The sequence below is a fragment of the Streptomyces cinereoruber genome (assembly GCF_009299385.1).
GTDB classification, from domain to species: Bacteria; Actinomycetota; Actinomycetes; order Streptomycetales; family Streptomycetaceae; genus Streptomyces; species Streptomyces bikiniensis.
The window spans coordinates 5,533,581-5,556,707 of sequence record NZ_CP023693.1; the positions used below are offsets into that span (position 1 = coordinate 5,533,581).

At 72.5% G+C, this 23,127-nt stretch carries 18 protein-coding genes; 15 read left to right on the forward strand and 3 right to left on the reverse strand.

The features are described from left to right. Window positions 1-20: 20 nt before the first annotated feature. The 7 genes from CP977_RS25130 to CP977_RS25160 all read left to right on the forward strand — a co-directional run bounded on the left by CP977_RS25130 (window position 21) and on the right by CP977_RS25160 (window position 8,224). The gene (locus CP977_RS25130) at window positions 21-1,268 is read left to right on the forward strand and encodes an ABC transporter substrate-binding protein (protein ID WP_062751967.1); all 1,248 of its coding nucleotides are present in this window, start codon (window positions 21-23) and stop codon (window positions 1,266-1,268) included. Between the two features lie 43 nt (window positions 1,269-1,311). Further along, a complete protein-coding gene (locus CP977_RS25135) occupies window positions 1,312-2,499 on the forward strand; it encodes an ABC transporter ATP-binding protein (RefSeq protein ID WP_152370847.1) in 1,188 nt (395 codons plus the stop codon). Next, window positions 2,496-3,428, forward strand: a complete 933-nt coding sequence (locus CP977_RS25140) for an ABC transporter permease (RefSeq protein ID WP_062751965.1) — start codon at window positions 2,496-2,498, stop codon at window positions 3,426-3,428. The genes CP977_RS25135 and CP977_RS25140 overlap by 4 nt, the downstream gene beginning before the upstream one ends. After that, a complete protein-coding gene (locus CP977_RS25145; RefSeq protein ID WP_062751964.1) occupies window positions 3,428-4,225 on the forward strand; it encodes an ABC transporter permease in 798 nt (265 codons plus the stop codon). The genes CP977_RS25140 and CP977_RS25145 overlap by 1 nt, the downstream gene beginning before the upstream one ends. A 36-nt stretch (window positions 4,226-4,261) precedes the next feature. Continuing rightward, window positions 4,262-5,680: an NAD(P)/FAD-dependent oxidoreductase gene (locus tag CP977_RS25150; RefSeq protein WP_062751963.1), complete on the forward strand. Its 1,419-nt coding sequence runs from the start codon at window positions 4,262-4,264 to the stop codon at window positions 5,678-5,680. 145 nt (window positions 5,681-5,825) lie between these two features. Further along, entirely contained in the window at window positions 5,826-6,305 is a 480-nt protein-coding gene (locus CP977_RS25155) for a bifunctional DNA primase/polymerase (RefSeq protein WP_152370848.1), read from the forward strand. A 110-nt stretch (window positions 6,306-6,415) separates the two neighbouring features. Beyond that, complete coding sequence (locus CP977_RS25160) at window positions 6,416-8,224, forward strand: chitinase (RefSeq protein WP_152370849.1); 1,809 nt, start codon at window positions 6,416-6,418, stop codon at window positions 8,222-8,224. On the opposite strand, the gene CP977_RS25165 is transcribed toward CP977_RS25160, so the two are convergent. Then, the gene (locus tag CP977_RS25165) at window positions 8,175-8,924 is read right to left on the reverse strand and encodes a phosphatase PAP2 family protein (RefSeq protein ID WP_079131006.1); all 750 of its coding nucleotides are present in this window, start codon (window positions 8,922-8,924) and stop codon (window positions 8,175-8,177) included. The two genes, CP977_RS25160 and CP977_RS25165, sit on opposite strands and share 50 nt — an antisense overlap. A 105-nt stretch (window positions 8,925-9,029) precedes the next feature. Further along, entirely contained in the window at window positions 9,030-10,364 is a 1,335-nt protein-coding gene (gene gabT / locus CP977_RS25170; RefSeq protein ID WP_062751960.1) for a 4-aminobutyrate--2-oxoglutarate transaminase, read from the reverse strand. 322 nt (window positions 10,365-10,686) lie between these two features. Here gabT and CP977_RS25175 point away from each other — a divergent pair, with 322 nt between their 5' ends. Then, window positions 10,687-13,083, forward strand: a complete 2,397-nt coding sequence (locus tag CP977_RS25175; RefSeq protein WP_208420647.1) for a type IV secretory system conjugative DNA transfer family protein — start codon at window positions 10,687-10,689, stop codon at window positions 13,081-13,083. A gap of 99 nt (window positions 13,084-13,182) precedes the next feature. Then, the gene (locus tag CP977_RS25180; protein WP_062751959.1) at window positions 13,183-14,736 is read left to right on the forward strand and encodes a PucR family transcriptional regulator; all 1,554 of its coding nucleotides are present in this window, start codon (window positions 13,183-13,185) and stop codon (window positions 14,734-14,736) included. A 43-nt stretch (window positions 14,737-14,779) separates the two neighbouring features. On the opposite strand, the gene CP977_RS25185 is transcribed toward CP977_RS25180, so the two are convergent. Then, the gene (locus tag CP977_RS25185) at window positions 14,780-14,998 is read right to left on the reverse strand and encodes a hypothetical protein (protein ID WP_104860389.1); all 219 of its coding nucleotides are present in this window, start codon (window positions 14,996-14,998) and stop codon (window positions 14,780-14,782) included. Window positions 14,999-15,139: 141 nt separating this feature from the next. Here CP977_RS25185 and CP977_RS25190 point away from each other — a divergent pair, with 141 nt between their 5' ends. The 6 genes from CP977_RS25190 to ispG all read left to right on the forward strand — a co-directional run bounded on the left by CP977_RS25190 (window position 15,140) and on the right by ispG (window position 23,096). Beyond that, on the forward strand, window positions 15,140-16,099 hold the full coding sequence (locus tag CP977_RS25190; protein ID WP_062751958.1) for an EamA family transporter: 960 nt from the start codon (window positions 15,140-15,142) through the stop codon (window positions 16,097-16,099). A gap of 174 nt (window positions 16,100-16,273) precedes the next feature. After that, entirely contained in the window at window positions 16,274-17,719 is a 1,446-nt protein-coding gene (locus CP977_RS25195; RefSeq protein ID WP_062751957.1) for an aldehyde dehydrogenase family protein, read from the forward strand. Between the two features lie 292 nt (window positions 17,720-18,011). Continuing rightward, complete coding sequence (gene aroA, locus CP977_RS25200; RefSeq protein ID WP_152370850.1) at window positions 18,012-19,247, forward strand: 3-phosphoshikimate 1-carboxyvinyltransferase; 1,236 nt, start codon at window positions 18,012-18,014, stop codon at window positions 19,245-19,247. 33 nt (window positions 19,248-19,280) lie between these two features. Next, window positions 19,281-20,531: a 1-deoxy-D-xylulose-5-phosphate reductoisomerase gene (gene dxr / locus CP977_RS25205; RefSeq protein WP_062751956.1), complete on the forward strand. Its 1,251-nt coding sequence runs from the start codon at window positions 19,281-19,283 to the stop codon at window positions 20,529-20,531. After that, entirely contained in the window at window positions 20,528-21,835 is a 1,308-nt protein-coding gene (locus CP977_RS25210) for a M50 family metallopeptidase (RefSeq protein ID WP_062751955.1), read from the forward strand. Before dxr ends, CP977_RS25210 begins: the two co-directional genes overlap by 4 nt. Before the next feature lie 103 nt (window positions 21,836-21,938). Then, the gene (ispG, locus tag CP977_RS25215; protein WP_030217821.1) at window positions 21,939-23,096 is read left to right on the forward strand and encodes a flavodoxin-dependent (E)-4-hydroxy-3-methylbut-2-enyl-diphosphate synthase; all 1,158 of its coding nucleotides are present in this window, start codon (window positions 21,939-21,941) and stop codon (window positions 23,094-23,096) included. Window positions 23,097-23,127: the final 31 nt, after the last annotated feature.

Sequence of the window (23,127 nt, forward strand, 5' to 3'; positions counted from 1 at the left end):
CTCCCGAAAGGGCACAGCGCATGGAGCAGTACGAGCCCGACAGCCTCTCCGCCGCCCAGCTCGCGGCGATACGGCGCAGCCTGACGAGCGGCCGGGGCGCCCTCAGCCGCCGTTCGATGCTGCGCGCGGGCGGCGTCGGAGCGCTCACCGTCGGCGGCCTCGCGTCCCTGAGCGCCTGCGGCATCCCGCCCGCCAAGCGGGAGGGCCCGGGCGCCGCCTCCGCGGACGACTCGGCCAAGGAGAAGACGGTCGCCTTCTCCAACTGGACCGAGTACATGGACGTCAGCGAGGACGAGAAGTCCCGCCCCACCCTGGAGGCGTTCGAGAAGCGCACCGGGATCAAGGTCAAGTACACCGAGGACATCAACGACAACGTCGAGTTCTTCGGCAAGATCAAACCGCAGCTCGCCGCCGGCCAGGACACCGGCCGCGACCTCATATGCGTCACCGACTGGCTCGCCGCCCGGATGATCCGCCTCGGCTGGGTGCAGAAGCTCGACCCCTCGAACCTCCCCCACGCCTACACCAACCTCTCCGCCCAGTTCCGCAACCCCGACTGGGACCCGGGCCGCGCCCACTCGTACCCCTGGACCGGCATCTCCACCGTCATCGCGTACAACGTCAAGGCGACCGGCGGGAAGAAGGTCGACTCGGTCACCCAGCTCCTGGACGACCCCTCGCTCAAGGGCCGGGTCGGCTTCCTCACCGAGATGCGCGACACCGTCGGCATGACCCTGCTCGACCTCGGCAAGGACCCCGGCAGCTTCACGGACGCCGACTACGACGCGGCGATAGGACGCCTCCAGAAGGGCGTCGACAAGAAGCAGATACGCCGCTTCACCGGCAACGACTACACGTCCGACCTCGACAAGGGCGACATCGCCGCCTGCCTCGCCTGGGCCGGCGACATCATCCAGCTCCAGGCGGACAACCCCGACATCCGCTACTCCATACCGGCGGCCGGCTACATCACCTCCACCGACAACCTGCTGGTCCCCGCGCAGTCCCGGCACAAGACCAACGCCGAGAAGCTCATCGACCACTACTACGAGCTCCCCGTCGCCGCCCAGCTCGCCGCGTACATCAACTACGTCTGCCCCGTCGACGGGGTGAAGGACGAGCTCACCAAGATCGACCCCGAGCTCGCGGACAACACGCTGATCCTCCCCGACAAGGCCATGGCGAAGAAGTCGCGCGCCTTCCGCTCGCTCACCGGCGCGGAGGAGACGGCGTACGAGGAGAAGTTCGCCAAGCTCATCGGCGCCTGAGTCCGGCCTCGTCCACCCCTCTCACTCCCCGGGACCACGACCCATGACTGACAAGACTGCTCACACCGGAAAGAACACCGGCGGCGGCGACGTCCGCCTCACCGGGATCAGCAAGACGTACGGCTCCTTCACCGCCGTCCACCCGCTCGACCTGACCGTCCCGCAGGGCTCCTTCTTCGCCCTCCTCGGCGCCTCCGGCTGCGGCAAGACCACCACCCTGCGCATGATCGCCGGCCTGGAGGACCCCAGCACCGGCACCGTCTTCCTCGGCGACACCGACGTCACCGACCTCCCGCCCTACAAGCGGCCGGTCAACACCGTCTTCCAGTCCTACGCGCTCTTCCCGCACATGGACATCACCGAGAACATCGCCTTCGGCCTGCGCCGCCGCGGCATCAAGTCGGTCAAGAAGCAGGTCGACGAGATGCTGGAGCTGGTCCAGCTCGGCGACAAGGCCCGGCACAAGCCGCACCAGCTCTCCGGCGGCCAGCAGCAGCGCGTCGCCGTGGCCCGCGCCCTCATCAACCACCCGCAGGTCCTCCTCCTCGACGAGCCGCTCGGCGCCCTCGACCTCAAGCTGCGCCGCCAGATGCAGCTGGAGCTCAAGCGGATCCAGACCGAGGTCGGCATCACCTTCGTGCACGTCACCCACGACCAGGAGGAGGCCATGACCATGGCCGACCAGGTCGCGGTGATGAACGGCGGCCGGGTCGAGCAGCTCGGCGCCCCCGCCGACCTGTACGAGAACCCGCGGACCACCTTCGTCGCCAACTTCCTCGGCACCTCCAACCTGATCGAGGCCGAGGTCCTGGAGACCGGCTCCGACGTGCTCGTCACGGTGGGCGGCGGCAAGCTCCGGGTCCCCGGCGACCGCTGTACCTCCGCCGTCCGCGCGGGCGGCCGACTGCTCGTGGGCGTCCGCCCCGAGAAGATCTCCCTCGCGCACGCGGACGACGCCGGCGCGATAGCCGACGGCCGCAACCGCGTCACCGGCCGGATCGCCGACTCCTCCTTCATCGGGGTCTCCACCCAGTACGTGGTGAACTCGCCCGCCGGGGCCGAACTCCAGGTGTACGAGCAGAACGTCGAGCGCGACACCCGGCTCGTCCCGGGCGCCGAGGTGGTCCTGCACTGGAACCCGGCGCACACCTTCGGACTCGACGCGGACCAGTCCCTGCTTGCGGGGACAGTGGGCGACGCGGGCGTGGAGACGGTGGAGGACGCCGGATGAGCGCTTCGACCCTGACGAAAGAGACGCCGGAATCGGTGGAGGAACCGGTTCTGCGCAAGCCCGCCACCCGCAAGCGGCTCGTCCCCTACTGGCTGCTGCTCCCCGGCATCGTCTGGCTGCTCGTCTTCTTCGCGCTGCCGCTGGTCTACCAGGCCTCCACCTCGGTCCAGACCGGCTCCCTCGAAGCCGGCTTCAAGGTCACCTGGCACTTCCCGACCTACTGGGAGGCCCTCCAGGAGTACTGGCCCCAGTTCGTCCGCTCCCTGCTCTACGCCGGGACCGCGACCGTCCTCTGCCTGCTGCTCGGCTACCCGCTCGCGTACCTGATCGCCTTCCGGGCCGGCCGCTGGCGCAACCTGCTCCTCGTCCTGGTCATCGCCCCCTTCTTCACCAGCTTCCTCATCCGGACCCTGGCGTGGAAGACGATCCTGGCGGACGACAGCCTCGTGGTCGACGCGCTGAACGCGCTGCACGTCCTCGACGTGACCAGCTGGCTCGGCTGGACCGAGGGCGACCGCGTGCTCGCCACCCCGATGGCGGTCGTCTGCGGCCTCACGTACAACTTCCTGCCCTTCATGATCCTGCCCCTCTACACCTCCCTGGAGCGGATCGACGGGCGCCTCCACGAGGCCGCGCAGGACCTGTACGCCTCCCCGGCGACCACCTTCCGCAAGGTGACCTTCCCGCTGTCGATGCCCGGCGTCGTCTCCGGGACCCTGCTCACCTTCATCCCGGCGAGCGGCGACTACGTCAACTCCGAACTGCTCGGCTCGACCGACACCAAGATGGTCGGCAACGTCATCCAGTCGCAGTTCCTGCGGGTCCTCGACTACCCGACGGCCGCCGCGCTCTCCTTCATCCTCATGGCGATCGTCCTGGTCATGGTCACCGTCTACATCCGCCGCGCCGGAACGGAGGACCTCGTCTGATGCGCTGGATCCGTAAGAACCTCGTCGTCGTCGCGGGCCTGCTGACGCTCGCGTACATGATCCTGCCGAACCTCGTCGTGATGGCGTTCTCGTTCAACAAGCCGAACGGGCGCTTCAACTACTCCTGGCAGAAGTTCTCCCTGGACGCCTGGAAGGACCCCTGCGGCGTCGCCGACATGTGCCAGTCGCTGTCGCTCTCGCTCCAGCTCGCCGCCTGGGCCACCCTCGGCGCCGTCGCCCTCGGCACGGCGATCGCCTTCGCGCTCGTCCGCTACCGCTTCCGGGCGCGCGGCGCGATCAACTCGCTGATCTTCCTGCCGATGGCGATGCCCGAGGTCGTCATGGCCGCCTCGCTGCTCACCCTCTTCCTCAACATGGGGATCGAGCTGGGCTTCTGGACGGTCCTGATCGCCCACATCACCTTCTGCCTGTCGTTCGTCGTGACGGCGGTCAAGGCCCGGGTCATGTCCATGGACCCGCGTCTCGAGGAGGCCGCGCGCGACCTCTACGCGGGGCCCGCGCAGACCTTCCTGCGCGTCACCCTGCCGATCGCCGCCCCCGGCATCGCCGCCGGCGGACTGCTCGCCTTCGCGCTCTCGTTCGACGACTTCATCATCACCAACTTCAACGCGGGACCCTCCACGGTGACCTTCCCCATGTTCGTCTGGGGCTCGGCGCAGCGCGGAACACCCGTTCAGATCAACGTCATCGGCACCGCGATGTTCGTCCTCGCGGTACTGGTGGTGGTGGCCGGACAGATCATCACGAACCGGCGCAAGAAAACAGCAACAGCCTGAGCGAAGGCCGCCCAGGCACCGAAGGAGTTGGAAACCATGGCCCCAGTCGCCATGCGTCTCGCCGCCCAATCTCTCTCCGACGCCCAGCCCGTCCCCTTCTGGCTGGAAGACCCCGGCAAGCCCGGCGCCCTGCCCGCCCTCACCGGCACCGAGACGTGCGACCTCCTCGTGGTCGGCGGCGGCTACAGCGGACTGTGGACCGCGCTCCTCGCCAAGGAGCGCGACCCCTCCCGGGACGTCGTCCTGATCGAGGGGCGCGAGGTGGGCTGGGCCGCCTCGGGCCGCAACGGCGGCTTCTGCGCCGCCTCCCTCACCCACGGCTTCGGCAACGGGCTCGCCCGCTGGCCGGGCGAGCTGCCGAAGCTGGAGGAGCTGGGCGAGCGGAACCTCGACGCCATCGAGGAGGCCGTCGCCCGCTACTCCCTGGACTGCGACTTCGAGCGCACCGGCGAGATCGACGTGGCCACCGAGCCGTACCAGGTCGAGGAGCTGCACGAGGTGTACGGGGAGCTCGACCGGCTCGGCCTCGCCGACGGCGTCGACGTCCTCGACCGGGACGCGGTGCGCGCCGAGGTCGACTCGCCGACCTTCCTCGGCGGCCTGTGGGACCGCCGCGGCGTCGCCATGCTGAACCCCGCCAAGCTGGCCTGGGGCCTCAAGCGGGCCTGCCTGGGCCTGGGCGTCCGGATCTACGAGAACACCCCCGGCCTCGACCTGGTCTCCGTCGGCGCCGGCACGGGCGTGCGCACCCCGTACGGCAAGGTCCTCGCCCGCCGGGTCGCGCTCGGCACCAACGTCTTCCCGTCCCTGGTGAAGCGCGTGAGGGCCTACACGGTCCCGGTCTACGACTACGCCCTGACCACCGAACCGCTCAGCGCCGAACAGCTCGCCTCGATCGGCTGGCGGAACCGGCAGGGGCTCGGCGACTCCGCCAACCAGTTCCACTACTTCCGGATCACCGCCGACAACCGGATCCTGTGGGGCGGATACGACGCGATCTACCCCTTCGGCGGCAAGGTCAGCGCCGAGAGGGACCACCGCCCCGAGACGTACCTCAAGCTGGCCGAGCACTTCTTCCACTGCTTCCCGCAGCTCGAAGGGCTCCGCTTCAGCCACGCCTGGGGCGGCGCGATCGACACCTGCTCCCGCTTCTCGGCCTTCTTCGGCACGGCCCACAAGGGGAAGGTGGCGTACGCGGCCGGGTTCACCGGCCTCGGCGTCGGCGCCACCCGCTTCGGCGCCGACGTGATGCTCGACCTGCTCGCGGGGGAGCGCACCGAGCGCACCGAGCTGGAGATGGTCCGCTCCAAGCCGCTGCCGTTCCCGCCCGAGCCGGTCGCCTGGGCCGGCATCGGCCTCACCAAGTGGTCCCTGGCCCGCGCCGACGAGAACGGCGGCCGGCGGAACCTGTGGCTGAAGGCGATGGACCGCCTGGGCCTGGGCTTCGACAGCTGACCCGAGGACGGCGACGTACGCCCGAGTGACGTACGGCTGGGTGACGTACGTCACAACCGACAAGTAGGTGAAGCCGCGTAAGAGCGGCCGCCCTCCCCGCTCTCTCCGTGTGGACACCGTGTCCACACGGAAGGAGAACGTCGCGATGACTGGTACGGGGGCCACGGGCGCCAGGAGTGCGGTGGAGTGGCTGCTCTCGGCCGCGCCCGATCCCGACGCCTGCCGGTGGGAGTGGGAGCGCAGCCCGCACGGGGTCGCGCTCCTTCCCGCCGGCGTGCGGTGGGACGTGCTGATCCTGCCGGCCGAGCTCGGCTATCCCACGCTCGACGTGCTGACCCGCCTGGTGGGCCGTCCCGGCCCGGTCCTGGCCGACTTCGGCGACGCCCGCATGGGCTTCTTCGTCCCGCCGGGCACGGCCACCCGCTGGCTCGGCACCGGGATCCGCAGCGCGGGCGCCGGGACCTGGATCGTCGTTCCGTACCCGGGCCGGGCGACCGGCGCGGTGCGCTGGCTGGTGGTCCCGGACGGCTCGGGAACCCTCACCGACGCCCCGCTCCTGGAGCTGGCGATGCACGAGGCGGCGGGTCAACTGGCCCGGGGGGAGGGGGCGGTGGACGGGGGCTGAGCGAAGACGCCGTCCGTGCAGAGGTCTTGACCACTCGATTGGTCTGGACCATGCTGTGGCGCGCTCCCTTCGATTCCCCCACCTCCCCTCTCCCCCTCCCGGAGGCAGTCGTGGCCCGCTCCAGACCCCTCACCCTGATACTGGCGGGCGCCCTCGCCGCCGGTGGACTCCTCGCGCTCACCCCCGGCGCCCAGGCCACCGACGCCGAACTCGCCCGCAACGGCGGCTTCGAGGCCGGCCTGGACGGCTGGACCTGTACGGCGGGCAGCGGCGCCGCCGTCTCCTCGCCCGTGCACGGCGGGACGAAGGCGCTCCAGGCCACCCCGGCCGGCAGCGACAACGCCCGCTGCTCCCAGACCGTCACCGTGAAGCCCAACTCCACGTACGCGCTCAGCGGCTGGGTGCGCGGCAGCTACGTCTACCTGGGCGCCACCGGCACCGGCACCACCGACGTCTCCACCTGGACGGGCTCGGCCCCCGACTGGCAGAAGCTCGGCACGAGCTTCACCACGGGCCCCTCCACCACCTCGGTCACGATCTACACCCACGGCTGGTACGGCACCCCCGCCTACCAGGCCGACGACCTCTCCCTGTACGGCCCCGGCGGCGACCCGGTCCAGCTCCCCACCGCCCCCACCGGGCTCGCGGCCGGCTCCCCGACCTCCACCACCGTGCCGCTGACCTGGAGCGCGGTCTCCGGCGCCACCTCGTACCACGTCTACCGGGGCACCACGAGGATCCAGACGGTCACCGGCACCTCGGCCACCGCGACGGGCCTCACGGCCTCCACCGCGTACACCTTCCAGGTCAGCGCCGTGAACGCGGCGGGTGAGTCCCCGAAGTCCGCCGCCGTCACCGCGACCACCACCAGCGGCGGCGGTGGGGACGGCGGTGATCAGGGCCTGCCCGCGCACGCCCTCGTCGGCTACCTCCACGCCAGCTTCGCCAACGGCTCCGGCTACACCCGCATGGCCGACGTCCCCGACTCCTGGGACGTCATCAACCTGGCCTTCGGCGAGCCGACCTCGGTGACCTCGGGCGACATCCGCTTCAAGCTCTGCCCGGTCGCCGAGTGCCCCAACGTCGAGTCGGAGGCGGAGTTCAAGGCGGCGATCAAGGCCAAGCAGGCCGCCGGCAAGAAGGTCCTCATCTCCATCGGCGGCCAGAACGGGCAGGTCCAGCTCTCCAGCACGGCCGCCCGCGACGCCTTCGTCACCTCCGTCTCGAAGATCATCGACGAGTACGGGCTCGACGGCCTGGACATCGACTTCGAGGGCCACTCCCTCTCGCTCCAGAACGGCGACACCGACTTCCGGAACCCGACCAGCCCGGTCGTCGTCAACCTGATCCAGGCGGTCAAGACCCTCAAGGCCAAGTACGGCGCGAAGTTCGTCCTGACCATGGCCCCGGAGACCTTCTTCGTCCAGCTCGGCTACCAGTTCTACGGCTCCGGCCCCTGGGGCGGCCAGGACCCGCGCGCCGGCGCCTACCTGCCGGTCATCCACGCCCTGCGCGACGACCTCACCCTGCTGCACGTCCAGGACTACAACTCGGGCCCGATCATGGGCCTGGACAACCAGTACCACTCGATGGGCGGCGCGGACTTCCACATCGCCATGACCGACATGCTCCTCGCCGGCTTCCCGGTCGCGGGCAACGCGGACCGCTTCTTCCCGGGCCTCCGCGCCGACCAGGTCGCCATCGGTCTCCCGGCCTCCACCCAGGCGGGCAACGGCCACACCAGCCCGGCCGAGGTCGACAAGGCCCTGGACTGCCTCACCAAGAAGGTCAACTGCGGCTCGTACCAGACCCACGGCACCTGGCCCGCCCTGCGCGGCCTGATGACCTGGTCGATCAACTGGGACCGCTTCAACCAGTGGGAGTTCTCGAAGAACTTCGACGCATACGACTGGAGCTGACGGCCAGCACCCACAGCCCCAGACAGAGACTGGCCACCACGTCCAGCGGCCAGTGGTAGCCCCGCAGCACCAGCCCGGTCCCCGTCACCGCCGTCAGCACGGCGGCGACGGGGACCAGCCGGTTCGAGACGAGGAAGGCCGCGCCGAAGTAGGCCACCATCGCGGTGGCCGTGTGGCCCGACGGGTAGTAGCCGTGCGCCCACGGCTCCAGGGGCCCGGGCCGCGCGGTCCACAGCTTCATCGGAACCACGAGGAGCGGTACGGCGGCCATGGCGAGGCCCGCGTACAGGGCGGCCCGCCACCGCCCGCGCCACACCGCGTACGCCATGGCGCAGCCGAGCACGGGCAGGGCGACGGGCATGTTCCCGAGGTCGGAGGCGAGTTCGCTCAGGGGCCGGGGGACCGTGTCCACCAGGGCCCGGGACACCCGCTCGTCGAGCCTGGCCAGAGGGCCGTGGACGAGCACCTGCCAGGTCACGACGGCGAGGGCGACGAGCGCCGAGAGGAGAGCCGGCCGCCCTGGAACAGGGGGGGTGGTTCCAGGACGGCCGGGAGGACCGGTCCGCCGCGCGCCCCGGGGGGTATGGGGCGTGCGGCCGTCCGATCGGTGAGGAGTGCCGGGGCACGAGGCGCCGGCGGCGTGCGCGGAGGCACGGTGCGGGCGGTGCTGGGGAGGCTCCGCCCGGGGTGTTTCTCTCATCCGTGGAAACCGTACGCCAGAGAACGGGGGGCCGACAGCGGGAAACGCGTCCCGCCATCGGCCCCCCACAGAGTCTTCACACCGTGGCCCTCACGGGCCCGCGCGTCAGATCCGGGCGAACGCGTTCTCGATGATGTCGAGGCCCTCGTTCAGCAGGTCCTCGCCGATGACCAGCGGCGGCAGGAAGCGGAGCACGTTGCCGTAGGTGCCGCAGGTCAGGACCAGGAGGCCCTCCGCGTGGCAGGCCTTCGCCAGGGCGCCGGCGGCCTCCGCGTACGGCTCCTTGGTGGCCGGGTCCTTCACCAGCTCGATGGCGACCATGGCGCCGCGGCCTCGGATGTCGCCGATGACCGGGAACTTCTCCTGCATGGCGGTGAGGCGGGCCTTCATGACCTCCTCGATGCGCTTGGCCTTCCCGTTGAGGTCGAGCTCCTTCATCGTCTCGATGGCGCCGAGCGCACCGGCGCAGGCCACCGGGTTGCCGCCGTAGGTGCCGCCGAGGCCGCCGCCGTGGACGGAGTCCATGATCTCGGCGCGGCCGGTGACGGCGGCGAGCGGCAGGCCGCCCGCGATGCCCTTGGCGGTGGTGATGAGGTCCGGGACGATGCCCTCGTCCTCGCAGGCGAACCACTGGCCGGTGCGGCAGAAGCCGGACTGGATCTCGTCCGCGACGAAGACGATGCCGTTGTCGTTGGCGAACTTCACGATCGCCGGCAGGAAGCCCTTGGCCGGCTCGATGAAGCCGCCCTCGCCGAGGACCGGCTCGATGATGATCGCGGCGACGTTGTCGGCGCCGATCTGCTTGCTGATCTGGTCGATCGCCTGGGCGGCGGCCTCGGGGCCGCAGTTCTCGGCACCGGTGGGCCAGCGGTAGCCGTAGGCCACCGGCACGCGGTACACCTCGGGCGCGAACGGCCCGAAGCCCTGCTTGTACGGCATGTTCTTCGAGGTGAGCGCCATCGTCAGGTTCGTACGCCCGTGGTAGCCGTGGTCGAAGACGACGACGGCCTGGCGCTTGGTGTAGGAACGGGCGATCTTGACCGCGTTCTCGACGGCCTCGGCGCCCGAGTTGAACAGCGCCGACTTCTTGGCGTGGTCGCCCGGGGTCAGCTCGGCGAGCGCCTCGCAGACCTCCACGTAGCCCTCGTACGGGGTCACCATGAAACAGGTGTGGGTGAAGTCCTGGAGCTGCGCGGAGGCGCGGCGCACGACGGCCTCGGCGGAGGCGCCGACCGAGGTCACGGCGATGCCGGAGCCGAAGTCGATCAGGCGGTTCCCGTCGACGTCCTCGATGATGCCGCCGCCGGCCCGCTGGGTGAAGACCGGCAGCGTGGAGCCCACGCCACCGGCGACCGCGTCGAGGCGTCGGGCCTGAAGCTCCTGCGACTTCGGACCGGGGATGGCGGTGACGACGCGCCGCTCCTGCGGGACAGCGTTCATGCGGGGCTCCTGGGGGTGTTCTGGACGCACTTGTGGGTTTCCTCCGCAGGCTAGGCGCGGGGGAAGGGCGGAGGCATGCGCCGATCGGGAGTGGTGGGGGGTGTGTCGTTGTCCGGGATGGACATGAAGCTCGGTGGGAGGGCGCCGGCGCCGCATGACAGGGGCCGGCCCACGCCGCGTGGCGGGCCCTGCGGGAGGCGGCCGGGCCGCGACGGCGGGGATCGGCCGCACGGGTGGTCGAAATCCCTCCGGCGCGCCGCGGGCCCACTAGATTGACGGTGGCACAGACGCGGCGACCTGGCTGGTCAGGGGGCAGGGGTTCATGGAGACCGACGGCACGTACGAGTCACGCGACACGAGGGGGGGAGCGGTGCCACGGCCTGGGGGACCACCGCCGTCCTTCCCCCCGCCCCAGGGGCCGCCCCCCGTGCCGTACGCCGGACAGACCGCGCCCGCGCCGCAGACCGGAACGGGCCCGCGTCCGGCCGCCCCGCCCTCCGTGCCGCCGCCCCCCGCTCACGCGCCCGCCCGGCTCGGAGTCGCCGAGTGGCTCCGCATCCCCCGTCCCGCGGCCGCCCCCGGCATCTGGCGTCTCGGGCACCGCGAGCGGCCCGACCGGGAACCGGAGCTCGTGCCCGGCCGCCAGCTGGTCACCGGCGCGTTCGTCGCGTACCTCTCCGGCTGGCTCCTCTGGTCGCTGCTGTGGAACGGCTACCTGGAGGGAGGGTGGATCTTCGTCGACGAGTGGTGGCTGCTGCCGATGCTGTGGCTCGTGCCCTCCGACTGGCGGAACCCCGACAGCCCCGACTTCGAGGCGTACATCGGCGCGCTCTACCTCTGGTACGCCGTCGTCCTCGCCCTGTTCGCCGTCGGCTTCGGCCGCGTCGGCAACTGGCGGGAGGTCTGGCAGCGCTACGGCGTCCCCGTGTGGCCCCTCTTCGTGCTCCTGCCGGGCGTCTGGCGCGAGATGCCCCGCACGCTCACCTGGCTCACCTGGGTCTCCAACCTCTACTACGTGCTCCTGGCCGCCGCCCTCGTCGCGGCCCTCGGCCGGGCCGGCACCTGGCCCCCCGTACGGCGGCGCTTCGGGACCGGGGGCGCCCAGGCCCCCGCCCCGCCCCCGCCGGTACCGCCGGGCGCCGACCCCGCGGAGTGGCCCGAACTGCGCGACGCCGGACTGGCCGAAGCCGCGGCCCGGCTCGCCGAGGCCACCCGCCAGGGCGCGCTCGGCGACGTCGACTACGCCCGGATCCAACGCGCCTGGCAGGGCGTACGGGCCCGGCCCGACCGTCTCGCCGCCTTCACGGACACCGTGCGCACCCGTGGCGCCGCCGCCTGCGGCCACCCCTCCGGGCTGCGCGACCTGCCCGTCCGCACCGCCACCCACGACCTCGTCACCGGCCAGGTCCTCATCGGCACCACCGCCGACCACCCGCGCAACCCCTATGCCCGGCGCACCACCGGTGTCGCTCTGGAGCCGGGCGTGCTCGGGACCTCGCTGCTCGCCGTCGGTCCCGCCGGATCGGGGAAGACCGTGCGGCTGGTGCGGCCCGTCGTCGAGGCGCTCTGCCTCCAGTCGCTCGCCAACCGCGCCGCCGTCGTCGCCGTCACCGCCCAGAGCGCCGCCCTGGGCCCGGACGGGGCCTTCGACGTCGTCGTCTCCGTCGGGCGGCGCGAGTCCACCCACGACCTCGACCTCTACGGCGGTGCCGACGACCCCGACGAGGCCGCCCGCATGCTCGCCGACGCCCTCGTGGGGGATCTGGTCGTCGACAGCCGCCGGGCCGCCACCGCGCTCGCCCAGCTGATCGGGCCCTTCCTGGCCGCGTACGGCCGCTTCCCCGGCGTGCCCGAGCTGCGCGAGCTGCTCGGCGGGGCACCCGATGCGCTCGCCGCGCTCCGGGCCGCCGTCGCGGGGGACTCCGCCCAGCTGCGCGAGCTCGACGCACGGCAGCGGCAGGCCGACCGCGGCGACGACGTCGGCACCCTGCTCGCCGAGCGCATCACCTTCCTCGACCGACCCGCCTTCGCCGGCTTCTTCCGCACGGAGAGCGAATCCCGCCACGGTGAAGGCGGAGACCGGCCGAAGTTCTCGCTCCGCGCGATCGAGCATCCGCTCCGGGTCCGCGTCGACCTGCCCGAACGCGGCCACGCCGAGGCCTCCCGGATCGTCTCCCGGCTGCTGCTCGCCCAGTTCACGGAGGCCGCCCTCGCCCGCCGCGACCGCTCCCTCTTCGCCTGCCTGGTCCTCGACGACGCCACCCACACCGTCACCGGCGACTCCGTACGAGCCCTGCAGCGGCTGCGCTCCGCCAACGCGGGCGTCCTCCTCGCGCTCCGCAGCCTGGAAGACGTGCCCGAGGCGCTGCGCGAGCCGCTGCTCGGTTCGGTCGGGTGCCGGATGGCGTTCGCGGGGATCGCGCCCTGGGACGGCGGACGGTTCGCAGAGGCATGGGGCACCGAGTGGGTGCAGACCCGGGACGTCACCAACCGGCAGATCATCGCGGACGAGCCGCTGACCAAGGCCCTGCACTTCATGCGGCGCCTGGTCACCGGCCGGGCGGCCACCGCGGAGGCCGTCACCGTACGGGAAGTGGAGCGGCAGCGCTGGTCCGCCTCCGACCTCGCCCACGCCGTCCCCCCCGGCCACGCCGTCCTCTCCCTCACCCATGTGAGGGGCGAGCACGTCCCCCCGCTCCTCGTCGACCTCAGAAGCTGAGGAAGCCGAGCGCGACCCTTCGCGCGGACTGGCACAATCAGGAGCGCACCGTCCGACGGACGGTGCGCCACCCTCCCCCCAAAGGTCCGACGGTCCCCAATGCCGCCCACCCTCTCCTCCCTCGCGCAGCACTCCGCCCTCAAGCTCGTCGTCCGTGCCGGGGAGGACCGGCTCGACACCCCCGTCCGCTGGGCGCACGTCAGTGAGCTCGCCGATCCCGTGCCGTACATGGAGGGCGGCGAGCTGCTGCTCACCACCGCGCTCACCCTCGACGCCGAGGACCTGGATGCGATGCGCCGCTACGTGCGGCGGCTGCTCGGGGCCGGGGTCGTCGGGCTCGGGTTCGCCGTGGGGGTGAACTACGACGAGATCCCGGCGGCGCTGCTCGAAGCGGCCCGCGAGGAGCACCTGCCGCTGCTCGAAGTGCCGCGCCGCACCCCCTTCCTCGCCATCAGCAAGGCCGTCTCCGCCGCCATCTCCGCCGACCAGTACCGCGCCGTCACCGCCGGCTTCGAGGTCCAGCGCGAGCTGACCCGCGCCGCGCTCGCCGAGGGCCCCGACGCCGTCGTCGCCCGGCTCGCCGCCCACGTCGACGGCTGGGCCGCCCTCTACGACACCTCCGGCAAGCCCGTCGCCGTCTCGCCCGAGTGGGCCGCCCGCCGGGCCGCCCGCCTCACCCCCGACGTCGAGCGGCTGCGCGGACGCCCCGCCCCCGCCAGCGCCGTCGTCGGCGGCACGGACGACCGCGTCGAGCTCCAGTCCCTCGGCACCGGCCGCCGCGTCCGGGGCGCCCTCGCCGTCGGCACCGCCGCCCCCCTCGGCACCGCCGAGCGGTACGCCGTCCACTCGGCCATCGCCCTGCTCACCCTCACCACGGAACGCTCCCGTTCCCTCCAGGCCGCCGAACAGCGCCTCGGCGCCGCCGTCCTGCGCATGCTGCTCGCCGGGCAGCCGGACCACGCGCGCGCGGTGGCCGGCGACGTGTACGGCGGGCTCCTCGACGCACCCTTCCGGCTCCTCGTCGCCGAACCCGCCGGCGGCGAACCGGCCGCCGAACCGCCCCTCCCCGTCCTCGCCGAGGCCCTGGAGGCCGCAGCCGCCCGCGCGGGCGAGGCGGTCCTCGCCGTCCCCGAGGGCGAACAGCGGCTCGTCGTCCTCGCCCGCGACGGCGGCGCGGTCGTCACCGCCTGCGAGGGGTACGCGGAACGCGAGGCCGAGGAGGCCGGCGTCGTCGTCGGCCTCTCCGCCCCGGCGGGCCCGATCGCGGCCGCCGCCGCGTACAAGCAGGCCGAGCAGGCGCTCTCGGTGGCCCGCCGCCGCGGCAGGGCCCTCGTCGAGCACGAGGACCTGGCGGCGGGCTCGGTCCTGCCGCTCCTCGCCGACGACGCCGTCCGCGCCTTCGCCGACGGGATGCTCCGCGCCCTGCGCGACCACGACGCCACCGGCCGCGGCGACCTCGTGGTCTCCCTGCGCGCCTGGCTCTCCCGGCACGGCCAGTGGGACGCGGCGGCGACCGACCTGGGCGTCCACCGGCACACCCTGCGCTACCGGATGCGCCGCGTGGAGGAGATCCTGGGGCGCTCCCTGGACGACCCGGACGTACGGATGGAGCTGTGGCTCGCCCTGAAGGCCACGGGGGAGGGGGGCGAGTAAGCACCCCCGACATCAGAGGGGCCTCGGCCCCAGGGCCTCGTCCTCAGCCGTCCGAGCCGCCGCCCCCGTCCCCCGGGCCCTCGCCCCCCGACCCCCGCTTCCCGCCGCCCCGCCTGCCCCCGGCGCGCACCAGTTCCCCGCCGAGCAGCACCACCGCGGCCACCCCGCGGGTCCAGCGCGGGCCGCCCCTCGCCGCCCACACCACACAGACGCAGCCGCCCACGACGAGGACCAGGACGGCGGTCAGTACGAACAGGATCATCGTTCCCCCTTGCGGTTCCGCGGTCTTCCTCATCCTTCCATTCCCGTCACGGCCCGCCCCGGCCGTCCGAATTCCGGGATGCCTGCCCGGACTCGGGCAAATTTCTGGCCGAACCGCCCCTCGGTCCCTAATCTCCTGCTCATGACAAAACCCGCCGCCGACCCGGCCCCCGGCACCCGTGCCGCCCTCCCCGCCGCACCCCCGGCCCCCGCCCGCCGGATCACCGGCGCCGTCTGGGCCGCCCTCGGCATCGTGTACGTCGTGTGGGGGTCCACCTACCTCGGCATCCGGGTCGTCGTCGAGACCCTGCCGCCGTTCCTCTCCGGCGGCGCCCGCTTCGTCACCGCCGGACTGCTGCTCGCCGGGATCGTCGCCTGGCGCCAGGGCCCCGCCGCCCTCAAGGTCACCCGCCGGCAGCTCGGTTCGGCCCTCCTCGTCGGCCTGCTCCTCATCCTCGGCGGCAACGGCCTCGTCGTCCTCGCCGAGACCTCCGTCCCCTCCGGCCTCGCCGCGCTCCTCGTCGCCGTCGTCCCCGCCTGGGTCGTCGTCCTGCGCGCCGTCGCCGGCGAGCGCCCCGGCCCCGGCGCGTTCGGCGGCGTCCTGCTCGGCCTCGCCGGGCTCGGCGTCCTCACCCTGCCGGGCCTGACCGGCGAGGTGCGCATCGGCGGCGTCCTCCTCGTGGTCGTCGCCGCCCTCAGCTGGTCCGTGGGCTCCTTCACCTCCTCACGCCTCCCGATGCCCGCCAACCCCTTCGCCGCCAGCGCGTACGAGATGGTCGCGGGCGGTCTCGCCGGAGTCGCCGTGGGCCTGCTCCGCGGCGAGCACCACGGCCTCGACCTCGCCGAGGTCTCCACCCGCTCCTGGACGGCCCTCGCCTACCTGGTCGTCTTCGGCTCGCTCATCGCCTTCACCGCGTACGCCTGGCTCCTCCAGGCCGCCCCGCTCTCCCTCGTCGCGACCTACGCGTACGTCAACCCCGTCGTCGCCGTCGCCCTCGGCGCCCTCATCCTGAACGAGGCCCTGACCTGGCCCGTCGTCCTCGGCGGCGCGATCGTCGTGGCCGGCGTCTGTCTGATCGTGTCGACCGAGCGGAGGCGATGAGCCGACACCCCGGACGGCCACCGCGGACGACCGCCGCGCCTCCCCTTCGGCCAATTCGGACAGGGCCCCGGCCCCACCACTCCACACCGGACAAACCCACACCCGCCGCCCCGGCCCTAACGTGTCACGAGAGCAATCGCTCGCACCCCCCGATACGGAAAGGGCCGGGACGCAATGACGACCACCCACGCCTTCTGGCTCGCCGGCCGCGAGGCCACCGGCGAGGCCGCCTTCGACGTCACGAACTCGTACGACGGACGTCTGGTCGGCAAGGTCAGCGTGCCCACCGAGGCCCAGGTCGAGGAGGCCGTCGCCGCCGCGCACGCCGTCGTCGACGAGTTCGCCGCCACCCCGGCGCACGTCCGCGCCGCCGCCCTCGACCACGTGTCGAAGCGGCTCGCCGAGCGCACCGAGGAGATCGCCCAGCTGATCTCCGCCGAGAACGGCAAGCCGATCAAGTGGGCCCGCGGCGAGGTCGGCCGCGCCGTCTCCGTCTTCCGTTTCGCCGCCGAGGAGGCCCGCCGCTTCAACGGCGGCGAGGCCCAGCGCCTCGACACCGAGGCCGGCGGCGTGGGCCGGCTCGCGCTGACCCGCCGCATCCCCAAGGGCGTCGTCCTCGGCATCGCGCCGTTCAACTTCCCGCTGAACCTCAGCGCCCACAAGGTCGCCCCGGCCATCGCCGTCGGCGCCCCGATCATCCTCAAGCCGGCCCCGTCGACCCCGATCTCCTCCCTGGTCCTGGGCGAGATCCTGGCCGAGACCGACCTGCCGGCCGGCTCCTGGTCGATCCTCACCGTGCCGAACGACCGGATGCCCGCCCTCGTCCAGGACGAGCGCCTCCCGGTCATCTCCTTCACCGGCTCCGACACGGTCGGCTACGCCATCCAGGAGTCCGTGCCGCACAAGCACTGCACCCTGGAGCTCGGCGGCAACGCCGCGGCCGTCGTCCTGCCCGACTGGTCCTCCGAGGCCGACCTGGACTGGGCCGCGACCCGCATCGCCACCTTCTCCAACTACCAGGGCGGCCAGTCCTGCATCTCCGTCCAGCGCGTGATCGTCGACTCCTCCGTCCACGACCGCCTGCTGCCGAAGATCGTCGCCGCCGTCGAGGCCCAGGTCACCGGTGACCCGGCGGACGACGCCACCGACGTCGGCCCGCTCGTCGACGAGGCCGCCGCCAAGCGCGTCGAGTCCTGGGTGGACGAGGCCGTCGCGGCCGGCGCCACGCTCCTGGCCGGCGGCAAGCGCGAGGGCGCCACCTACGCCCCCACCGTCCTCACCGACCTCCCGGCCGGCGTCACCCTGGCCCGCGCCGAGGTCTTCGGCCCGGTCCTGACGATCGCGAAGGTCGACGGCGAGGCCGAGGCGTTCGCCGCGGTCAACGACTCCGACTTCGGCCTCCAGGCCGGCGTCTTCACCCACGACCTGCAGGCCGCCTTCCGCGCCCACCGCGCCCTGGAGGTCGGCGGCGTGATCATCGGCGACGTCCCCTCGTACCGCGCCGACCAGATGCCGTACGGCGGCGCCAAGCGCTCCGGCGTCGGCCGCGAGGGCGTCAAGTACGCGATGGACGACTACACCTACGAGCGCGTCCTCGTCCTGACGGGCCTCGCCCTGTAGGACCCGCGGGACCCGAGGACGTACGACCTCCGGGGCCGTACGTCCTCCGGGCCGCGCGCCCCGAGCCGTACGACCTCCGGAGCCGTACGTCCTCCGGGCCGCGCGCCCCACCCGGACCAGGCGGTCCGGCTCCACTGTGCGGGGAGCCGGACCGCCTTTCCGCGCGTGCGGCCCGTTCGACGCAGGCCCTGGTCGAGCCGGGCGCGGACGCCGCCTTCCCGTGCGTGCGCGGCCCGTTCCGCCATGCGGAACGCCGGTCCGTCCCGCCGGGCGAGGCGGCAGGATGGCGTCCGTGACCGTCATCGACATCCCCGGCTCCAAGTCCGTCACCGCCCGCGCGCTCTTCCTCGCCGCGGCCGCCGAGGGCACCACCACCCTCCTGCGGCCCCTCGTCTCCGACGACACCGAGGGCTTCGCCGAAGGCCTCGCCGCCCTCGGCTACGCCGTCCGCCGCGAGCCCGGCGCCTGGCACATCGAGGGCCGCCCCGCCGGACCCGGCGCGGAGACCGCCGACGTCTACTGCCGCGACGGCGCCACCACCGCCCGCTTCCTGCCCACCCTCGCCGCCGCCGGCCACGGCACGTACCGCTTCGACGCCTCCGAGCAGATGCGGCGGCGCCCCCTCGGCCCGCTGACCACCGCCCTGCGCGGCCTCGGCGTCGACCTCCGGCACGGCGGCGAGGAGGGCCACCACCCGCTCGACGTGCACGCCCACGGCGTCAAGGGCGGCGCGCTCACCCTGGACGCCGGGCAGTCCTCCCAGTACCTCACCGCCCTGCTCATGCTCGGCCCGCTCACCGCCGAGGGCCTCGACATCACCGTCACCGACCTGGTCTCGGAGCCGTACGTCGAGATCACCCTCGCCATGATGCGGAGCTTCGGCGCCGAGGTGCGGCGGGAGGGGCGCACCTACCGGGTCGCCCCCACCGGCTACCGGGCGCGGACGTACGGCATCGAGCCCGACGCCTCCACCGCCAGTTACTTCTTCGCCGCGGCCGCCCTCCAGCCCGGCCGTTCCGTCACCGTCCCCGGCCTCGGCACCGGCGCCCTCCAGGGCGACCTCGCCTTCGTCGACGTCCTGCGCCGGATGGGCGCCGACGTCGAGATCGGCGCGGACGCCACCACCGTCCGCTCCACCGGCACCCTGCGCGGACTCACCGTCACCATGCGGGACATCTCCGACACCATGCCGACGCTCGCCGCGATCGCGCCGTTCGCCGAAGGACTGGTCCGCATCGAGGACGTCGCCAACACCCGGGTCAAGGAGTGCGACCGGCTCGACGCCTGCGCCGAGAACCTGCGCCGCCTCGGGATCACCGTCCGCACCGGCCCCGACTGGATCGAGATCCACCCCGGCACGCCCGCCGGACCCGTCGAGATCGCCACCCACGGCGACCACCGGATCGTCATGTCCTTCGCGGTCACGGCCCTGCGCACCCCCGGCGTCACCTTCGACGACCCCGGCTGCGTGAAGAAGACGTTCCCCGACTTCCACCGGGTCTTCGACACGTTCGTCCGCACCCCGTGAAGACCGCGGCGGGTTTGCGGCAAGAATGGGGGCATGACGGACCGCCCCTCACCCCTCGCCGACCCGCACGTCGCCTTCGACGTCTCCGAAGGACGCCGGGACATCGTCGTCCTCGGCTCGACCGGGTCCATCGGCACCCAGGCCATCGATCTGGTGCTGCGCAACCCCGACCGCTTCCGGGTCACCGCCCTGGCCGCCTCCGGCGGCCGGATCGGACTGCTCGCCGAGCAGGCGCACAAGCTGGGGGTCGCCGCGGTCGCGGTCGCCCGCGAGGAGGCGCTGCCCGAGCTGCGCGAGGCCCTGAAGGCGCTGTACGGCTCCGAGCCCCTGCCGGAACTCCTGGCGGGGCCGGACGCCGCCACGCGGCTGGCCGCCTCCCCGTGCCACACCGTCCTCAACGGCATCACCGGCTCCATCGGCCTCGCGCCCACCCTCGCCGCCCTCGAAGCGGGCCGCACCCTCGCCCTCGCCAACAAGGAGTCGCTGATCGTCGGCGGCCCCCTGGTGAAGGCGCTCGCCAAGCCGGGTCAGATCATCCCGGTCGACTCCGAGCACGCGGCCCTCTTCCAGGCGCTCGCCGCCGGCACCCGCGCCGACGTGCGCAAACTGGTCGTCACCGCCTCCGGCGGCCCCTTCCGCGGCCGTACGAGGGAGCAGCTGGCCCACGTCACCCGCGAGGACGCGCTCGCCCACCCCACCTGGGCCATGGGCCCGGTGATCACGGTGAACAGCGCGACCCTGGTCAACAAGGGCCTGGAGGTCATCGAGGCCCACCTGCTCTACGACGTCCCCTTCGACCGCATCGAGGTCGTCGTCCACCCGCAGTCGTACGTCCACTCGATGGTGGAGTTCACCGACGGCTCCACGCTCGCCCAGGCCACCCCGCCCGACATGGGCGGCCCGATCGCCATCGGCCTCGGCTGGCCCGAGCGGGTCCCGGACGCGGCCCCCGCCTTCGACTGGAGCAAGGCCTCCACCTGGGAGTTCTTCCCGCTCGACACCGAGGCCTTCCCGTCCGTCGGCCTGGCCCGGCACGTCGGCGAGCTGGGCGGCACCGCCCCCGCCGTCTTCAACGCCGCCAACGAGGAGTGCGTCGAGGCGTTCCTGGCCGGCCGGCTGCCGTTCAACGGCATCATGGACACGGTCACGGCGGTCGTGGCGGAACACGGCGTCCCCGCCGCGGGAACCTCCCTCACCGTGCCGGACGTCCTCGAAGCGGAGACCTGGGCACGGGCCCGGGCCCGAGAGCTCGCAGCGAAGGCAACAGCGGAGGCCCGCGCATGACCGAAGTGCTCCTGTACACCCTGGGCATCGTGCTGTTCGCGTTCGGACTGCTCGTCTCCATCGCCTGGCACGAGCTCGGCCACCTCTCCACGGCCAAGCTCTTCGGCATCCGCGTCCCGCAGTACATGGTCGGCTTCGGCCCCACGATCTGGTCGAAGAAGCGCGGCGAGACCGAGTACGGCATCAAGGCCATCCCGGCCGGCGGCTACATCCGCATGATCGGCATGTTCCCGCCCGGCGACGACGGACGGATCGAGGCCCGCTCCACCTCCCCGTGGCGCTCCATGATCGAGGACGCCCGCGAGGCCTCGTACGAGGAGCTCAAGCCCGGCGACGAGACCCGGCTCTTCTACACGCGCAGGCCGTGGAAGCGCGTCATCGTGATGTTCGCCGGGCCGTTCATGAACCTGGTCCTGGCGGCGGCGCTGTTCTTCGGCTCGATGATGACGCTGGGCATCGAGGGCCAGACGACCGGGGTCGCCGGCGTCCAGAAGTGCGTCATCGAGCAGAGCGAGAAGCGCGAGACGTGCGCGCCGGGGGACCCCGTCTCCCCGGCGTTCAAGGCCGGTCTCAAGGAGGGCGACAAGATCGTCGCCTTCAACGGCACCCCGGTGAGCGACTGGGACGTCCTCTCCGACCGCATCCGCGACACCATCGGCCCCGCGACGGTCACCGTCGAGCGGGCCGGACAGCGGATCGACCTGCACCCCACCCTCGTCACCAACAAGGTCCCGAAGAAGGACGAGGACGGCCGGGTCGTCCAGCCGCTGGCCTACATCGACGCCGGCTACCTCGGCTTCGCCTCCAAGACCGAGGTCGCGCCCCTCACCTTCGGCGAGACCACCGACCGGATGACCGACCTCCTGGAGAACGGCGTCCACTCGGTCATCGCCCTCCCGGGCAAGATCCCCGGCCTGTGGGACGCCACCTTCGGCGACGGCGAGCGGGCGGACGACTCGCCCGTCGGCGTCGTCGGCGCCGCCCGCCTCACCGGCGAGCTGATGACCGTGGACGCGCCGCCGGAGCGCATCCTCGTGATGTTCATGAACCTGCTGGTCATGTTCAACGTCTCGCTGTTCCTGTTCAACATGCTCCCGCTGCTGCCGCTCGACGGCGGCCACATCGCGGGCGCCCTGTGGGAGTCCGTGCGCCGCCACACGGCCCGGATCTTCAAGCGCCCCGACCCCGGCCCGTTCGACGTGGCCAGGCTGATGCCCGCCGCGTACGTGGTGGCCGGCGTCTTCGTCTGCTTCACCCTGCTCGTCCTCGCCGCCGACATCGTCAACCCGGTGAAGCTGACGTGAACCCCAGGGGGGCCGGACCCGGTGGTGTCCGGCCCCCCGCCGCCGGGGCGGTAACCTCGGAGACCTGAGCCCGCCGACGCACAACCTTGAGGTTGCACAACAGATGACCGCGATTTCTCTCGGTATCCCTACCGTCCCGACCCGGCTCGCCGAGCGGCGCAAGAGCCGTCAGATCCAGGTCGGCACCGTGGCCGTCGGCGGTGACGCACCCGTCTCGGTGCAGTCGATGACCACCACGCGTACGTCCGACATCGGCGCCACGCTCCAGCAGATCGCCGAGCTGACGGCCTCCGGCTGCCAGATCGTGCGCGTGGCCTGCCCGACCCAGGACGACGCCGACGCCCTCGCGACGATCGCCCGGAAGTCCCAGATCCCGGTCATCGCCGACATCCACTTCCAGCCCAAGTACGTCTTCGCCGCGATCGACGCGGGCTGCGCGGCCGTCCGCGTCAACCCGGGCAACATCAAGCAGTTCGACGACAAGGTCAAGGAGATCGCCCGGGCCGCCAACGACGCGGGCACCCCGATCCGGATCGGCGTCAACGCCGGCTCCCTCGACGCGCGGCTCCTCAAGAAGTACGGCAAGGCCACCCCCGAGGCGCTCGTCGAGTCCGCCCTCTGGGAGGCGTCCCTCTTCGAGGAGCACGACTTCCGCGACATCAAGATCTCGGTCAAGCACAACGACCCGGTCGTCATGGTCGAGGCCTACCGCCAGCTCGCCGCCCAGTGCGACTACCCGCTGCACCTCGGCGTCACCGAGGCGGGCCCCGCCTTCCAGGGCACCATCAAGTCCGCCGTCGCCTTCGGCGCGCTGCTCTCCCAGGGCATCGGCGACACCATCCGCGTCTCGCTCTCCGCGCCCCCGGCCGAGGAGATCAAGGTCGGCATCCAGATCCTGGAGTCGCTGAACCTGCGCCAGCGGCGCCTGGAGATCGTCTCCTGCCCGTCCTGCGGCCGCGCCCAGGTCGACGTCTACAAGCTCGCCGAGGAGGTCACCGCCGGCCTCGACGGCATGACCGTCCCGCTGCGCGTCGCCGTCATGGGCTGTGTCGTCAACGGCCCCGGCGAGGCCCGCGAGGCCGACCTCGGCGTCGCCTCCGGCAACGGCAAGGGCCAGATCTTCGTCAAGGGCGAGGTCATCAAGACCGTGCCCGAGTCGAAGATCGTCGAGACCCTCATCGAGGAGGCGCTGAAGATCGCCGAGCAGATGGAGAAGGACGGCGTCGCCAGCGGCGAGCCGTCGGTCGCCGTCGCCGGCTGACGCGCGCGACTCCTGTGCGAAGCCCCGCCGC

Coding starts and splice junctions, on each gene's coding strand:
- CP977_RS25185 (WP_104860389.1), bottom strand. CDS start 14,998: ATGATCCTGTTCGTACTGACCGCCGTCCTGGTCCTCGTCGTGGGCGGC.
- CP977_RS25190 (WP_062751958.1), top strand. CDS start 15,140: ATGACAAAACCCGCCGCCGACCCGGCCCCCGGCACCCGTGCCGCCCTC.
- gabT (WP_062751960.1), bottom strand. CDS start 10,364: ATGAACGCTGTCCCGCAGGAGCGGCGCGTCGTCACCGCCATCCCCGGT.
- CP977_RS25210 (WP_062751955.1), top strand. CDS start 20,528: ATGACCGAAGTGCTCCTGTACACCCTGGGCATCGTGCTGTTCGCGTTC.
- CP977_RS25155 (WP_152370848.1), top strand. CDS start 5,826: ATGACTGGTACGGGGGCCACGGGCGCCAGGAGTGCGGTGGAGTGGCTG.
- CP977_RS25150 (WP_062751963.1), top strand. CDS start 4,262: ATGGCCCCAGTCGCCATGCGTCTCGCCGCCCAATCTCTCTCCGACGCC.
- CP977_RS25145 (WP_062751964.1), top strand. CDS start 3,428: ATGCGCTGGATCCGTAAGAACCTCGTCGTCGTCGCGGGCCTGCTGACG.
- CP977_RS25140 (WP_062751965.1), top strand. CDS start 2,496: ATGAGCGCTTCGACCCTGACGAAAGAGACGCCGGAATCGGTGGAGGAA.
- CP977_RS25135 (WP_152370847.1), top strand. CDS start 1,312: ATGACTGACAAGACTGCTCACACCGGAAAGAACACCGGCGGCGGCGAC.
- ispG (WP_030217821.1), top strand. CDS start 21,939: ATGACCGCGATTTCTCTCGGTATCCCTACCGTCCCGACCCGGCTCGCC.
- CP977_RS25195 (WP_062751957.1), top strand. CDS start 16,274: ATGACGACCACCCACGCCTTCTGGCTCGCCGGCCGCGAGGCCACCGGC.
- CP977_RS25165 (WP_079131006.1), bottom strand. CDS start 8,924: ATGAGAGAAACACCCCGGGCGGAGCCTCCCCAGCACCGCCCGCACCGT.
- CP977_RS25130 (WP_062751967.1), top strand. CDS start 21: ATGGAGCAGTACGAGCCCGACAGCCTCTCCGCCGCCCAGCTCGCGGCG.
- dxr (WP_062751956.1), top strand. CDS start 19,281: ATGACGGACCGCCCCTCACCCCTCGCCGACCCGCACGTCGCCTTCGAC.
- CP977_RS25175 (WP_208420647.1), top strand. CDS start 10,687: ATGGAGACCGACGGCACGTACGAGTCACGCGACACGAGGGGGGGAGCG.
- CP977_RS25180 (WP_062751959.1), top strand. CDS start 13,183: ATGCCGCCCACCCTCTCCTCCCTCGCGCAGCACTCCGCCCTCAAGCTC.